The sequence below is a fragment of the Bacteroides ihuae genome, assembly GCF_900104585.1.
Classification (GTDB): domain Bacteria; phylum Bacteroidota; class Bacteroidia; order Bacteroidales; family Bacteroidaceae; genus Bacteroides; species Bacteroides ihuae.
Genome location: NZ_FNVX01000006.1, coordinates 976,085 through 990,503 on the forward strand (window position 1 = coordinate 976,085; position 14,419 = coordinate 990,503).

The window sequence follows — 14,419 nt, forward strand, 5'->3', positions numbered from 1 at the left end:
TGAGAGACAAAAAACATGAACACAGATTTTTATACGACTCAACGCTGCATAAAGTAACGACGCTCTTCTTCCGCAAATTTTTCGATGGAATAGCGCAACATAGTACGAGGCATTACCTTGCTAAATTGCTCCAAAAATTGTACAAGAAGCTCCTTATCACGCTTTCCCATTTCACGTAGCATCCATCCAATGGCTTTTTGCATCAAGTCGTGCTTGTGTTGAAGTAACAACTCTGACAAACGAATAATATCGATGAAATCATTATTTCTGATTAGCGTCACTGTCGCTACCACCGCAATACGTTGCTCCCAAAGCAAGCTGCTGGCAGCTAGTCGATAAAGATCCTCACGCGATTTATCTTTCAAATATTCGCCAACGATGTAAGGAGCCGACAAGTCCACCAAATCCCAGTTATTAATTCGTTTCGTTTGTGAAAGGTAAAATTCATAGATCTGTTTATTACCCTTTTCATCGCTCTTTTTGAAACGTTCCACCATCATCAGTAAGGCACAGAGACGACATTCGTGCCACTCAGATTGCAGCAATTCGGCCGCAACCTCAAAAGGCTCGTTTTTATATTGCTTCGCTACTAAACGAGTGTTGGGCACTACAATGCCTAAGAACTGATCTCCTTCTCCATATTGACCTTTGCCCGTTTTAAAGAACTTAGGCAAGTACTCCCGCTTCACCGGATCAATAAACTGCTCTAGTTCGCTTTGAATTTCCATTGCTTTTGTTTTCATCTTTTCTTCCATTGGTTATTTCCAGTATTAACCGCCTACCTCCTATCCGAAAAGCCTAGCATAAAGCAGCAATTCAGATAGAAAGAAGAACGTTTTGACAAAAATAGCTAAAAAAGCCGTTATAAATGAAAACATATTCCTAATTTTGTGCGAAATTCAATGAGCGTATTATGGTTTTAAATTACATTTGGGTAGCGTTCTTCGTTATCGCCTTTATAGTGGCTTTGGGGAAACTGATCTTTTTCGGGGATACGGAGATATTTACACAGATTATCAATTCCACTTTTGATTCGTCAAAAACGGCTTTCGAGGTATCTTTGGGGCTAACCGGTATCCTGTCTCTCTGGCTCGGTATCATGAAGATAGGAGAAAACAGTGGACTCATCAATGCGCTCTCTCGTTGGCTTAGCCCTGTTTTTTGCAAACTATTCCCCGAAATACCTAAAGGACATCCCGTTATGGGCTCTATCTTCATGAATATTGCAGCCAACATGCTAGGGCTTGATAACGCCGCCACCCCGATGGGATTGAAAGCCATGAAAGAACTTCAAGAGTTGAACCCGAAGAAAGATACTGCGACCAATTCGATGATCATGTTTCTCGTGCTCAACACTTCAGGGCTCATGCTAATCCCCATAAGCATCATGGTTTATCGGGCTCAAATGGGAGCAGTTCAACCAACCGACATTTTCATACCCATCTTAATAAGCACTTTCGTTTCCACACTCACAGGAGTACTCGTAGTCAGTTTTTTCCAACGTATCAATCTACTCAATAAAGCCATGCTTATTTTCCTTGGTGGATTAAGCTGCATCTTCGGAATCATCATCTACTTCTTCGTCACACTCTCTCGCGAAAACATGGGCACCTACTCCACCTTAGTGGCTAACGTAATACTATTCCTCGTCATCATCGGCTTCATCACCTCGGGTCTACGCAAAAAGATAAACGTGTACGATGCCTTTGTAGACGGTGCCAAAGAAGGTTTCACCACTGCCGTGCGCATCATCCCTTACTTGGTAGCCTTCCTGGTGGGTATTGCCGTCTTTCGCACTTCCGGTGCCATGGATATTATTGTCAATGGAATCGGGTCTGTAGTGGGATTCTTTGGCTTAGACACTAGTTTTGTAGGCGCACTGCCCACCGCATTGATGAAATCACTTAGCGGTAGTGGTGCCAACGGATTGATGATCGACACCATGAAGCAATTCGGAGCTGATTCCTTCGTAGGTAAAACCAGTTGTGTAGTTCGCGGAGCATCAGACACTACATTCTACATTCTTGCCGTCTACTTCGGTAGTGTGGGCATCAGCAAAACGCGTAATGCCGTGACCTGTGGGCTCATTGCCGACCTTGCGGGCATTATCGCCGCTATAATCATGAGTTATGTATTCTTCTATTAAACAACCAATATCATGGCCGTAACCTATCAAACAGAGGACACTAAGATGCCCGCTATAAAGAAAAAAGAGACTACCGAATGGATTAAGTCAGTAGCTGCTTCTTATGAGAAAAGAGTCGGTGAAATCGCTTATATATTCTGCTCCGATGAGAAGATTCTGGAAGTTAATCGCCAATATTTGAAGCATGATTACTATACGGACATCATCACATTCGATTATTGCGAAGGAAACAAACTGTCGGGCGACATCTTCATCAGCCTAGATACCGTGCAAACGAACTCCGAACAGTTTCACACAACTTACAACGATGAACTGCACCGAACTATCATACATGGCATACTACACCTTTGCGGCATCAATGACAAAGGTCCGGGAGAAAGAGAAATCATGGAGGCTGCCGAAAACAAAGCGTTGGCTATGCTCAAGTAAGATCAACAATCTTTTCCAACGCATCCAGCCATTTAGGACTATCATTAAGGCTATCTACCAACTGATATTCTTCGCCTCCATGTGCTAAGAATATCTCTTTATATTCCTCACCAAGCTCAAGCGTCGTCTCCAGACAATCCGCAACAAAAGAGAGGGGTACTACCAGCACCTTTTGCTTTTTCACCGCCAACGAGATCAATTTTTGGTCAGTAAACGGGCGCAGCCATCGTTTAGACATCCTTGATTGGAAAGCCACTGAGTATTGTTTTTCTTTCAGTCCTAAGCGTTCTGCTATCAACTTAGTGAAGTAGTAACAGACTCCTTCATAATCAGCATAATCAGGCTTTTCTTCAGTCACACCTCTGTCAACCTGTCTTTTCTGAGGTAGATGACTTAGTGGCAATCCGTGAAAGCTAAACAAAATATGATCATAATGCTCTGGGGCATACCTCTTTATCCTATCTACCCAGGCATCAAGAAAAAGCGGATGATCATAATAAGAGTTGACGAAGTTCAACTGTGGTTCCCTCTTCCAAAGCTTAAGAGCCTTATTGACGCTATCGCAAATGCTTCCCGTCGTTGAATTGGCGTAATTCGGGAAAAGAGGAACAACCGTAATTTGTTGATACCCTTCATTCTCCATCTTCATAAACACCTCTTCAATATCAGGCGAAGCATAACTCATAGCATACCATACATCCGCATCGCTACCGATCCTCTCAGCCAACTGATCACGAACAATTTTCAAGTAAACATAAAGAGGAAAACCATCTTTAGTCCATATCTTCTGATACTTCTCAGCAGATTTAGGCGCTCTAAACGGGACAATTATTAGGTTAACCAACAGCTTTCTCCAAAGCCATGGTATATTGATCACATAAGGATCATTCAGAAAACGGGAGAGATATCTTCTTACGTCGCCAACGCTATAGCTAGCCGGCGTTCCAATAGTAACCAAAAGCACTGCAGATTTCATATTATTCATTCTATGTTTATCACTATTCATCATTAGAGAAGCAAATATACATCGTTTTCTCATCCCTTCCAATACAGCATAGTACAATACCGCCACAAAACGAAATAAAGCATTGCGAGGAATACACCTACACAATGCTTTATCAAAATGTATAATAAGAAACAACCAATAATTACGAGGTAAATAGGATGTGCCCAAAAGCAACACACCCTATTGATGAAAGTCAAGTTAATCTAGATATATTATATTCATGCAATTAAAATTTATAGCCAACTCCGGCAGACAATCCAACAGATTTTCCTTTTCCGTATATATCAAAGCTTTGCAAACCCTGTTTATACATAAGAGAATAAACAAAATGCCCTACTTCGTAATCAACACCTGCCATAGCACCATAATCAACACGTTCAACACCTGAATGGAATGTGTTTTCTTCTATTCCCCCGTATTTAGTTTTACCAAACAGCCCAAGAGAGACATAAGGGCCTACATTAAAGTTCAAGCGACTATTCTTGCACAATTCTATTCTGTAAGAAGCTAGGACGGGTAATTCAGCAAAATAAGCATGCGCAGTCATATACGTAGTACCTCCCTGTCGGTATTTGGAACCTTCAGCAGAAAACAATAACTGGGGTTGAATATAAAAGTGTTCCGATGCTTTTATATCATAAAAACCTCCCACATAAAAAGCCGGCATAAAGCGCGCATCACTACCTGTTGATTTTGACATGCCATAGCCAGCCTTAACGCCCCATTGAGCATTAGAATTCATCGCAAAAAATGCGACAGCAAACAAAAATAAAATAATCTTTTTCATTGTTTCAAACAATTATATTCAACTTTAGAATAAGAGATAAATAGGATGTGCTCAAAAGTTGCACATCCTATTGGTGAAAGTCAAGTTAATCTAGATATATGATTTTTCCAGTCGCTAAGTTAATTGGCCTTCCGCATAAGCGACTTCCCTGAATACTGAATCACTTCATACCTCCCGACGAAGAAGAAATCAATATCCAATTTATTTGGAGAAGAAAACACTCCATCGAATCCAAGGAAATAAGCTTCGGTCGTTTCCTTTGGACTTAGCCTTCTCCCATATGGGTTCAATATTTTAACTACTCCATCCTTAAATTCATATTTAGCCTTTCCTTTAGAATCGGGATAATACTTACAATAAAAACTCACTGAATCCAACGTTTCAAATTTTAGAAAGAGACCCTGACTCTCGAAGAAATCACCGACAGGAGGAGACTGCATCACATAAGGAAGAGTCTCATGATCTTCATTGCTACAAGAATTCATCAGCAACGAAAATAGGGAAAAGACAATACAATATTTTATCATAGCAGTTACTTTTTTAAAGAATTAGAAACTGTTTAAATTTTATTTTGTCGTTCCGTTAGGAGCAAAATAAGGGCAGGAAGAGATTGATTTTAGATGATCCTTTGTCCCGCCCGGAACAAAACGAGCTGATAAATAGCTATTTTTCTACTCATCAATTTTCTCTTCGGGAAATTTAAACAGTTTCTTAAAGTAAGGCAGAAGAAAATGGCTTTAAAACATTCTGAAAACGCGGCTTATGTTGGCGGAATGTTTTACAAGTGTCTTTCCCCCGTCGAAAAGTGTCTTATTGCGGTTTTATAAGTATCCAAAACCTTTTTCTTTCTTGTTTAAACTTGATTTTTCTAGAGAAGATATCCTAATGAAAAGGTAAAGTACCTATTCTTATGTACCCAATTATTCCTATGGTTCCAATCTTCAAGTTTTGAGATATTTTTCAATCCACGGCTATATCCGATGGCGAACTGATAATGTTTCGCATATTCTAAACCGATATTCATACCTAAGCCACAGTCGAATCTTTTGAATCCGTGCTTGTCGAATACTGCACTAGAGGAATCGTACTTTTTGTCATTATTATAATAATTTGCCTTACCCCATAGTCCCAATCCAAAATATGGGCCTACGCTGGCAAAGAGAGAAAGAGAATTACTACATTTTAGCTTATATCCGATCTGTATCGGAATATTTAAATAGTATATATTCATTTTAGTCTGAAGCATCTCATTGTTGTCATTCAACAAAAACGGACTTTTATAACCTTTTGCGGATATTTGTACCTCAAAGTCAGTATACACACCTTTTGCGATAGCCGGAATTCCCAACTCTCCTTTTACACCTAGAAGCATGCCGGTTTTAACTCCATCCGGATGGACATCACCTACTGGCCTACTCAAATTAACACCTCCGATAAAACCATATCTAAAATCTTGCGCATGCACAAAAGATGAAAACATGGAAACTATACATGCTATAATTAAAGTTCTTTTCATCGTATACTAACATTAAATTCTCTATTACCATATACACCTTCACAGCACCCTGTCGTAAAATTTTGGAACTCACACTTGATGTTTCTTCCAAAAAATTGTCTAGCATTAAACGGAATTACTTTTTCAAAACGGCCTCTTCCATCATTAGGATATGAGAGATGGAGATGTTCTCCGTTTATATACAAATCAGCTTCATAATTTGTAGCATGTCTTCTTTTCCATAATCTCTTTTTCTTCTGAGAAGCGCATCTCACCATGAAAATATTGCCAGATTGATCAATGCCAAGGCTTATGTCGCTTCTGTATTTTCCCTTATGTATTACTACTGAACAATCCTCAATAAAACTTCTATAAATAGGATTGACGGGAGCCTCAACAGATTGCGTGTTTGCACTTAGTGCTGCGTGTTCATAGTTTGGAGTCGCGTTGGTTGGTGCTATCACGTTATCTCCAATTATTATATACCCTTGATTATTCCCTACTAGCTCTAAATTTTCATCATTAAAAGGATGATAAGCTGATAAGTCAAATCTATCTTCTTGGTTGAATACAAACATGCTCTTGTATTTCTCTTTATAAACTTTATAAGCATTAAGAAAAGATTCATCGTTATCAATATCAAATATCTTATCGAGTTCGTCGTCTGCTTTATTAAGATTATAGTATGCCCCTTTAAATCCTATTTTTCCAAAAAAATCCATTTTTTGTTCCGGATTCATATCCTTTAAATCACTTACTATTTTATCATAGCAGTTAGCATCTTTAAATTTAAGTACATACTGTTGCCCATCGTTATCTTCAGATCTTACGCTTCTTGAGGTTAAGTGACTGCCATAATTACTTAATTTAACTACTTCTATCCCTTGAATTGGAGATTCATCTGTTTTGCTCTGTAATTGTTGAACAGACTCATCATTAGAGCATGAAAAGACCAATAGCGCTAATGGCACCCAAAAACACTTTCTTAATGTTGTTTTCATTTTAAAATAATAATTTTAGTAAATCAATTTTTATCTATAGAAACTGTTTAAACTTCCCGAAGAGAAAATAGATGAGTAGAAAAATAGCCATTTATCAGTTCGTTTTGTCCCATCCGGGACAAAGGATCACCTAAAATCAATCTTTTCCTACCCTTATTTTGCTCCTAGCGGAACGACAAAATAAAATTTAAACAGTTTCTTAGACAATAATAATATCTAATTTAGTTTTATTCAAAGCGAATTTCTCCGGTCATTTTCATGCTTCCACTAGCTATTTGAATATAGAAAGCAGGCGAGTCTTCATCAATGGATGGAACAATGAGAGAGTTTCCCGTTATGCGACTATCATAAACGACATTTCCCGTCGCTGCATCTATAATGACTATTCTAACATCATTAAAAGGTTGGCTGAAGGATAAAAAGAGGGATTGATCTTCCAAATAACCGGTTAAGATTAGTCCCGGTGCTCTCGTTAAAACGCCTTCTTGAGTCCAACGAATTTTCTTGTGATGCCGTAATGTATACTCCACTTGTGGTTCAGGCTTGCTGAATACGTTTATGCATGGAAAGATCAAAAACAAAAATAGAATAAAAGATTTAATTTTCATAATCACTTAATTTGGTACAACCTAATGCTGCAAAATTAAGCCAAAAAAAATAGAAAAGACTATTTTACCGATAACATCTGCTTTTTATAAACAACTGATAATCAGCCATTTGCGTTTTAGCCCGATAACAATTACTCTTCAGAAGACATTTTAGACTTGAGACGGTAGAATCTTTGATTAGCCACCTGCTTGCTTGAATGCCCAAAACAACGAGCAATGGTGAGCGATTTCAAACCGGCCTCCTTTAGACAGAAATAAAGGAAATCCTCTTCCGTCAGACGAGGGTAACGGACGCGCAAATCAGCTATATATTCATGATAAATATCAAAAATGGCCGATTTCAACGCTTGCTGCTCCGAGAGTGTAAACACCTGAACCTCTTTCTCATTTGATACATCTTCTGCATCCAGTCTCTCTATCTTCTTATAAATGACAGTTTGACGAAACATGAGATTCCACATATTCATTCTCCTACAATATAGATCATTAATCTCTTGTTCTTTTTGGACTATTTCCGATTCATGGCCTTGCTGTTCTCTCCGCAAATGGGCAACTAAGTCAATATTTTCATTAATACGCATTTGCAGATGCTCGATCTCATGTTTCATCTTTTTCGATTGCTGCTCATAGACAAGTTTGGCAACCTTTTTACGACGACTTACATGTTGCAGAATTAAGACTAAAATAAGAATAGCAATCACCGAAACGGCCACAATAAGAGTATTAATTTGTCGCATCTCTGCTTTGTGCTTAGCAACTCTTGTCTCAGCATCATATTTGTAGATCAATTGCTCTATCTCTGAAGATTTATCTGCAAAATAAAAAGAATCAACTATATTTGAGTACTCTTCTAAATACCCAAATGCCCCACGATAATTACCACTATTTTCTTCTAGTGATAATATCGCCCGTTTGGTACCGCTATATCACTCCCTTGGTACCGTGTGCGACACTTTCGTGGTACCGCTCGTAGCGTTGGCTGGTACCGGTACCAAATGTGTGATATGAACGTCGTAAAGAGATACTTCTCAAGGGTGGTTGCACACCGCCAAAAGGTATCTCTCTCTGATTCTATTTTATTTATTTTTTCTCTTTCGTAATGATGGTCCTTCAAGATTCAGGTGATGAGATGAGTTTATCAGCCTATCCATGATGGCATCAGCAAGTGTAGCTTCCGCTATGTAGTCATACCACTTGTCCAAAGGAAGTTGAGACATAATAATCATTGACTTCTTTTCATAGCGTTCTTCTAGTAATGTAAGCAATGCTATACGTGTATCACTGTCCATTTTCTGCAACCCAAAATCGTCAAGGACGATAAGATCGTTCTTGTCTAGTCGTGACAACATCTGTGAGAAGGTTCCGTCAAGGCGTGACTGTTTGAGTACATCGACAAATCGGTTCATGTTCAGATAAAGTGTTTTCAGGCCAAGCGTACAGGCTTGATGTCCAAGAGCACATGCCAGATATGATTTTCCGCATCCAGTAAGCCCCGTAATAAGCAGATTTTCTCCACGCCGCACAAAACCGCAGTCAGCAATAGAGGTTAGCTGCTCACGGGTAAAGTTGCGGGCAGTCGAACAAGTGATATCCTCGACAAGTACTTGGTATCTCAATTTGCTCTCCTTCAGCAGTCTGGTAGTTCGGCTGTCATCACGACAACGGATTTCCGTTTCCAGCATTTTTGACAGAGCCATTTCTAAGCTTGGCCGCATCTGCACAGGAAGCTTTATAATATCACTGACCGCTTCAGCCATACCGCTCAGTTTAAGAGCCTTTAGGCGTTCTACAATTGAAGCAAGTTCATTCATGGTCGGCCTCCTTTCTAAGTGATGGTATGGACGTGTACGCAGAAGATCCTCTCACATTGTCGTTAAAGGGAGTTCTTGAAATAGATTCTTTCTCACCGGAAGCCAAATCCCGATTATTCTTAAGCATATTACAGAGAGTCTTATAGCTTGCCACATCCGTTTCTTCTCTCATCATCATGCAAGCATGTTCCAATCTGCTTCTGCCATATTTCTTTGCCAAAGCAAGCAGTCCGTTGCATTTCCCATATGCTTGCTGAGGGAAAGTGGTGCGCTGGAGGATGTCTGTTATTGCCCATTCAACAGATTGCCCAATGCGCGCACCTCTTTCTATGAGTGTTGCGGCATTCTGCTCCTTGCGATGCTCGTATGCAGTATGATTCTCCGGCATGTGCGATTTCTCAGTGGAGTAGCCATATGGTATGAGGCTTCTACGATGCATACAAGCGCATATTGTACCCACATAGATCTCTACAGAGTGCACGTCCCACATGATTTTAACCTTTTGTCCGACATATTTAAACGGGACACTGTAGAAGTGGCGCTCACTGCCTACACATACATGGTATGTACTGCTAAGCTTAACCTCCTTGCGCATACGAAGACGATACATTTGATCCGGCAACGGATTCATTTCAGGCTTCTCATACTTCTGAAAGATCTCCCACCGGGTAGAACCCTTGAAGGGAAGACTACAATATTCTTCAAGGAGTTCAAGGATGCGATCGTTCAGTGCATCCAAAGCGTAGAACTCTTCACCTTCAAGGCGGGCATACACGTACTTGTAGAGTTGGCCCACAGCACCCTCAACAGGTCCTTTGTCACGGGGTTTGCGCACGCGACAAGCTGTAGGTTCTATGCCGTAATACATCGCCCATTCCACATTGGCATCCGAAAACGTAAGGCTGTAGCGGTCAGATTTCGTTACCCATTGTTTCATGTTGTCACTTTTGGCTGTATGGGGGACAGCACCTATAAATTCTAGTCCTTTGTTGAGTCCATGGAAAAACCATTCGGTAGTGGCATTGGGCATGGCCATCATGAATGGCAGATTGCTGTAGGGCATCACGCATACCAATACCACCAGTTTCTGTCTCACCTTGGTGAGCCTGTCGGTCAGAAACAAGGCATCTCCGGCAAAGTCTATTTGCCATTCCTTACCGGGCTCATAGACGTTGTGATAGGAGTAGTCATTTTTCTCTCTATAAGAGCTAACATGCTTCTTGAATTGAGTATAACCATAACCGCTGGGACATTCCTTATGGTAGTAATCCTCAAATACAAACTGGACATTGGCATGCTTGCGACCCAGGCGCTTGATAATTTCCGGCATCATGCGTTCAAGCTCCTGCTTACGTCCATCGTCATTAAGTGCATTCTTTGGGGGCATAAAGATGGTTTCCAGCTCACTGTCTGCCATTGCTAGCAGCTCTTCAAAACTTTGTCTCGTCGTCGATGCAATCTTCCGATAACCCGATACGGTACGTTTGCTGCAATGAACAATTCCACATATATCAGCTTGTGGAATACCATTGCCTAGCATCTGTAAAATCTGTCTTAGTCGTAACATTTGGTTTACTTTTAGACGTTAATAATATTGTTAATTCTGGGCATAACCCAACAACAATATAATGCCATTGCAAATTTTACGAATAGAAGTACCGCTAAAAGTGATATTGATGGTACCAATCAAGTGATATGAACGTGGTTGAAAGTTGGAAATGGAAACACAAACGCCAACGGTACCAGTCAAGTGATACAAGATCAATCAACACGATAAATTGGGGTACCAGAACACCGCTATGGACGGTACCACGGGGATGATATTATCACTTCTAGCTCAGCAAGAGCATCATAAGCAATGGCTTTCGCTTTTATATCTTTCGTATTAACACTTTTTTCCAAATAAAACCTTGCAGAATCGACTTGTTCTTTCTGAAGATAGACCTGCCCTATTAAAGACAATGTCTTACTTCTGTCTTTTCCTGAGGGCAAATAGTTCAAGGCCTTTTTTGCACAAACTAAAGCAGAATCAAGTTCATCAAAAAAATTATAATAGCCACTCAGGTTCTGGATTGTATAGCCAATAATTAGAGAATCATTCGTTAGATATGATAACTTCAGCATTCTATGCAATGTAGATAGCGCCTTCTTCTTTTTCATTTGCGCTATATAAATTGTAGAAACAAGACTTGAAACGCTAACCATAGCTTTTTTATCCTGAATAAAAGAATAAAAATCAAAAGCCTTATCAAGCTCAGGCATAGCCTCTTTATATAGCCCTTGTTCAAAATACATTCTCCCCAAATCTTCATGTATCATACCTTTTATACGGATTTCCACATAGGTATTTCCCAATTCAGGCAAAGCTTTATAATAACAATCCATTGCTTCTTTCTCATGCCCCATCTTCACTAATATCCGGCCTTTATAAAACAAAGCTTTGGCCTTGTTCACTCCTCCATCGTAAAAATCAAGAGCAACATCTACCAATGAATCGCAGGGCAATAACGCGAGTTCACTCTTATCAGTAGCCTGAACCAGCAATAGACCATAATAGGCTCTTTCTTCCTTGGAAGATAAAGAAGTCGGGTTTATTTCTTGAAGAAGATGCAATGCCTCATGAGGCTGGGTTGACAGTAAAGAGTCAACCTTAGTCAAAGTCGAATTTGAATGGTTGCCCTCACTACAAGCCCCTAGTATACAAGAGGCTATGAAGAATATAAGTAGTAAAATCAGTCCGTGTCTCATTCTTTATAAAGATGGTTCACATGCAAAGATAATGCTTTCATTAAACGAACAGACTGTAAAGAAGTCTTTTTTAGAAAAACGTAAGACTCCAATTCTCCTCCCATGAAAAAACACGTTTTACTATCACGTTTTACCCAAACTCCTTCTCTTTTTCACTCAAATGCATCTCGATTGAGAGATACATCTTGTCTTTCCAGAGGAATACAGTTTCATTAGTTTCATATACTATAAAACTTTTGTTTTCACTATTAAAAACCAATAGTTTCAGCAAATTAAACCTTTTGTTTCAACGGAAGAAAACTTTAGTTTCATCACTAGAAACGAAATAGGGCAAAGTAAAGCTAATTAATGTAAGCAACAAACTGAGGTGCGGGATTGTTGTTGTTTTTAATCAGGCTGCATGGTAATGATGAAATAAACATGTAACTTTGCAGCGTTTTAATAAACAGTAAATCAATGGATTTTAAATATGACGTAATCGTGATAGGCGCCGGACATGCAGGTTGCGAAGCAGCAGTAGCTGCAGCCAATCTGGGATCGAAGACTTGCCTGATCACTATGGATATGAATAAGGTGGCTCAGATGAGTTGCAACCCTGCCGTTGGCGGTATTGCCAAAGGACAAATCGTTCGCGAAATAGATGCATTGGGAGGATATATGGGGCTGATAACCGACAAAACGGCTATTCAGTTTCGCCTTTTAAATCGTTCAAAGGGGCCTGCTATGTGGAGCCCTCGCGCTCAGTGCGACCGCAACAAGTTTATCTGGGCTTGGAGAGAGGTATTGGAAAATACTCCTAACCTTAGCATCTGGCAAGATACAGTGAAAGAAATCATTGTTGAGAACGGAGAAATAATAGGGTTAACCACATTTTGGGATGTGACTTTCTATGCAAAATGTGTGGTCATCACTGCGGGTACATTTCTCAATGGACTGATGCATGTGGGCAAAACACAATTACCGGGAGGAAGGATGGCCGAACCTCCTTCGTTACAATTAACTGAATCCATCGTAAAAAATGGCATCCGCTCCGGAAGGATGAAAACAGGAACACCTGTGCGTATAGACGGTAGAAGTGTTGATTTTGAGCTAATGTCTACCCAAGACGGAGAAAACGACTTCCACAAGTTTTCGTTCATGAACGACGGTACTCAGCACCTCAAGCAACTACAATGCTGGACGTGCTATACCAACGAAGAAGTACATCAGGTACTTCGCGAAGGATTAGCAGAATCTCCCCTTTTCAACGGACAGATACAAAGCATCGGACCACGCTATTGCCCAAGCATTGAAACGAAGATTGTGACCTTCCCTGATAAAGAACAGCATCAGTTGTTTCTTGAACCGGAAGGAGAAACAACACAAGAGCTCTATCTAAACGGATTTTCGTCTTCTCTGCCGCTAGAAATTCAAATTGCAGCATTGAAAAAGATTCCAGCTTTCAGGAATCTGGAAATATATCGACCAGGATACGCCATCGAATATGACTTCTTCGACCCTACTCAACTTAAACATTCGTTGGAATCGAAGGTTATTAAAAATCTATTCTTTGCCGGACAGGTGAATGGTACCACTGGTTACGAAGAAGCAGGAGGTCAGGGATTGATTGCAGGTATTAATGCACACATTAATTGCCACGGTGGCGAGCCTTTCGTTTTAGCTAGAGATGAAGCATATATTGGCGTATTAATCGATGATTTAGTAACCAAAGGTGTAGACGAACCCTACCGCATGTTTACTTCAAGAGCTGAATATCGTATCCTGCTTCGTATGGATGATGCAGATATGCGATTGACCGAGAAAGCATGGAAGCTTGGCTTGGTAAAAGAAGATCGATATGAGCTCATGAAAAGTAAACGTGAAGCAATAAAGCGCATCATTGAATTTACCAAGGATTATTCGATAAAAACGGCACTTATTAATGATGCTCTAGAGTTTTTGGGAACTACCCCCATGAAGTATGGCTGCAAATTGATTGACCTAATCAACCGTCCACAGATAACGATAGACAATATAGCCAACTACGTACCTGCATTCAAACAGATGCTCGATGAAATAGAAGAGAACAGAAAAGAAGAGATTATAGAGGCTGCCGAAATACAAATAAAGTATCAAGGATATATAGAACGTGAGCGGATGATTGCAAACAAGTTGGCTCGATTGGAAACCATAAAGATTAGAGGTAAGTTTGATTATGATAGCATCCATTCATTGTCAACTGAAGCACGTCAGAAGCTTATTAAGGTAGATCCCGAAACAATCGCACAAGCTAGCAGAATACCAGGAGTTTCGCCTAGCGATATTAATGTGCTATTGGTATTATCAGGGCGCTAGAGCCTCCGTTTCACGTGAAACAATACATTTATAGAACTGAATTAATTAATTGAT

Annotated in this window: 14 protein-coding genes; 3 read left to right on the plus strand and 11 right to left on the minus strand. The window is 40.0% G+C overall.

Annotated elements, in window-relative coordinates; translation table 11 throughout:
* Positions 1-38 precede the first annotated feature (38 nt).
* A complete protein-coding gene (locus BQ5338_RS14655) occupies positions 39-743 on the minus strand; it encodes a DNA alkylation repair protein (RefSeq protein ID WP_071147915.1) in 705 nt (234 codons plus the stop codon).
* Between the two features lie 170 nt (positions 744-913).
* Here BQ5338_RS14655 and BQ5338_RS14660 point away from each other — a divergent pair, with 170 nt between their 5' ends.
* Together BQ5338_RS14660 and ybeY are read left to right on the plus strand one after the other, a co-directional pair.
* Positions 914-2,146, plus strand: a complete 1,233-nt coding sequence (locus tag BQ5338_RS14660) for a nucleoside recognition domain-containing protein (RefSeq protein ID WP_071147535.1) — start codon at positions 914-916, stop codon at positions 2,144-2,146.
* A 12-nt stretch (positions 2,147-2,158) separates the two neighbouring features.
* A complete protein-coding gene (gene ybeY / locus BQ5338_RS14665; protein WP_071147536.1) occupies positions 2,159-2,575 on the plus strand; it encodes an rRNA maturation RNase YbeY in 417 nt (138 codons plus the stop codon).
* On the opposite strand, the gene hemH is transcribed toward ybeY, so the two are convergent.
* The 10 genes from hemH to BQ5338_RS14715 form a co-directional block, all read right to left on the minus strand.
* Positions 2,568-3,560: a ferrochelatase gene (gene hemH, locus BQ5338_RS14670; protein WP_071147537.1), complete on the minus strand. Its 993-nt coding sequence runs from the start codon at positions 3,558-3,560 to the stop codon at positions 2,568-2,570. The two genes, ybeY and hemH, sit on opposite strands and share 8 nt — an antisense overlap.
* Before the next feature lie 247 nt (positions 3,561-3,807).
* On the minus strand, positions 3,808-4,368 hold the full coding sequence (locus BQ5338_RS14675; protein WP_078063508.1) for a porin family protein: 561 nt from the start codon (positions 4,366-4,368) through the stop codon (positions 3,808-3,810).
* A 119-nt stretch (positions 4,369-4,487) separates the two neighbouring features.
* The gene (locus BQ5338_RS14680; RefSeq protein WP_139265265.1) at positions 4,488-4,895 is read right to left on the minus strand and encodes a hypothetical protein; all 408 of its coding nucleotides are present in this window, start codon (positions 4,893-4,895) and stop codon (positions 4,488-4,490) included.
* A gap of 341 nt (positions 4,896-5,236) precedes the next feature.
* A complete protein-coding gene (locus BQ5338_RS14685; protein ID WP_078063509.1) occupies positions 5,237-5,884 on the minus strand; it encodes a porin family protein in 648 nt (215 codons plus the stop codon).
* The gene (locus BQ5338_RS14690) at positions 5,881-6,864 is read right to left on the minus strand and encodes a DUF4848 domain-containing protein (RefSeq protein WP_071147541.1); all 984 of its coding nucleotides are present in this window, start codon (positions 6,862-6,864) and stop codon (positions 5,881-5,883) included. Before BQ5338_RS14690 ends, BQ5338_RS14685 begins: the two co-directional genes overlap by 4 nt.
* Positions 6,865-7,091: 227 nt before the next feature.
* Entirely contained in the window at positions 7,092-7,472 is a 381-nt protein-coding gene (locus BQ5338_RS14695) for a DUF3244 domain-containing protein (RefSeq protein WP_071147542.1), read from the minus strand.
* Between the two features lie 131 nt (positions 7,473-7,603).
* Positions 7,604-8,209 (minus strand): hypothetical protein, encoded by a 606-nt coding sequence (locus BQ5338_RS14700; RefSeq protein WP_139265266.1) that lies wholly within the window; start codon positions 8,207-8,209, stop codon positions 7,604-7,606.
* Between the two features lie 339 nt (positions 8,210-8,548).
* Positions 8,549-9,283, minus strand: coding sequence for an IS21-like element helper ATPase IstB (gene istB, locus BQ5338_RS14705; protein ID WP_071144985.1), 735 nt, complete (start codon positions 9,281-9,283; stop codon positions 8,549-8,551).
* The gene (gene istA / locus BQ5338_RS14710; protein WP_071144984.1) at positions 9,276-10,850 is read right to left on the minus strand and encodes an IS21 family transposase; all 1,575 of its coding nucleotides are present in this window, start codon (positions 10,848-10,850) and stop codon (positions 9,276-9,278) included. The genes istB and istA overlap by 8 nt, the downstream gene beginning before the upstream one ends.
* A 230-nt stretch (positions 10,851-11,080) precedes the next feature.
* Positions 11,081-12,031: a tetratricopeptide repeat protein gene (locus BQ5338_RS14715; protein WP_071147544.1), complete on the minus strand. Its 951-nt coding sequence runs from the start codon at positions 12,029-12,031 to the stop codon at positions 11,081-11,083.
* A gap of 456 nt (positions 12,032-12,487) precedes the next feature.
* Here BQ5338_RS14715 and mnmG point away from each other — a divergent pair, with 456 nt between their 5' ends.
* A complete protein-coding gene (gene mnmG, locus BQ5338_RS14720) occupies positions 12,488-14,365 on the plus strand; it encodes a tRNA uridine-5-carboxymethylaminomethyl(34) synthesis enzyme MnmG (protein ID WP_071147545.1) in 1,878 nt (625 codons plus the stop codon).
* The last annotated feature ends 54 nt before the right edge of the window (positions 14,366-14,419 follow it).

Bases quoted from the DNA above. Each gene is read 5' to 3' on its own strand.
- BQ5338_RS14655 (WP_071147915.1), bottom strand. From the start codon at position 743: ATGAAAACAAAAGCAATGGAAATTCAAAGCGAACTAGAGCAGTTTATT.
- BQ5338_RS14660 (WP_071147535.1), top strand. From the start codon at position 914: ATGGTTTTAAATTACATTTGGGTAGCGTTCTTCGTTATCGCCTTTATA.
- ybeY (WP_071147536.1), top strand. From the start codon at position 2,159: ATGGCCGTAACCTATCAAACAGAGGACACTAAGATGCCCGCTATAAAG.
- hemH (WP_071147537.1), bottom strand. From the start codon at position 3,560: ATGAATAATATGAAATCTGCAGTGCTTTTGGTTACTATTGGAACGCCG.
- BQ5338_RS14675 (WP_078063508.1), bottom strand. From the start codon at position 4,368: ATGAAAAAGATTATTTTATTTTTGTTTGCTGTCGCATTTTTTGCGATG.
- BQ5338_RS14680 (WP_139265265.1), bottom strand. From the start codon at position 4,895: ATGATAAAATATTGTATTGTCTTTTCCCTATTTTCGTTGCTGATGAAT.
- BQ5338_RS14685 (WP_078063509.1), bottom strand. From the start codon at position 5,884: ATGAAAAGAACTTTAATTATAGCATGTATAGTTTCCATGTTTTCATCT.
- BQ5338_RS14690 (WP_071147541.1), bottom strand. From the start codon at position 6,864: ATGAAAACAACATTAAGAAAGTGTTTTTGGGTGCCATTAGCGCTATTG.
- BQ5338_RS14695 (WP_071147542.1), bottom strand. From the start codon at position 7,472: ATGAAAATTAAATCTTTTATTCTATTTTTGTTTTTGATCTTTCCATGC.
- BQ5338_RS14700 (WP_139265266.1), bottom strand. From the start codon at position 8,209: ATGCGACAAATTAATACTCTTATTGTGGCCGTTTCGGTGATTGCTATT.
- istB (WP_071144985.1), bottom strand. From the start codon at position 9,283: ATGAATGAACTTGCTTCAATTGTAGAACGCCTAAAGGCTCTTAAACTG.
- istA (WP_071144984.1), bottom strand. From the start codon at position 10,850: ATGTTACGACTAAGACAGATTTTACAGATGCTAGGCAATGGTATTCCA.
- BQ5338_RS14715 (WP_071147544.1), bottom strand. From the start codon at position 12,031: ATGAGACACGGACTGATTTTACTACTTATATTCTTCATAGCCTCTTGT.
- mnmG (WP_071147545.1), top strand. From the start codon at position 12,488: ATGGATTTTAAATATGACGTAATCGTGATAGGCGCCGGACATGCAGGT.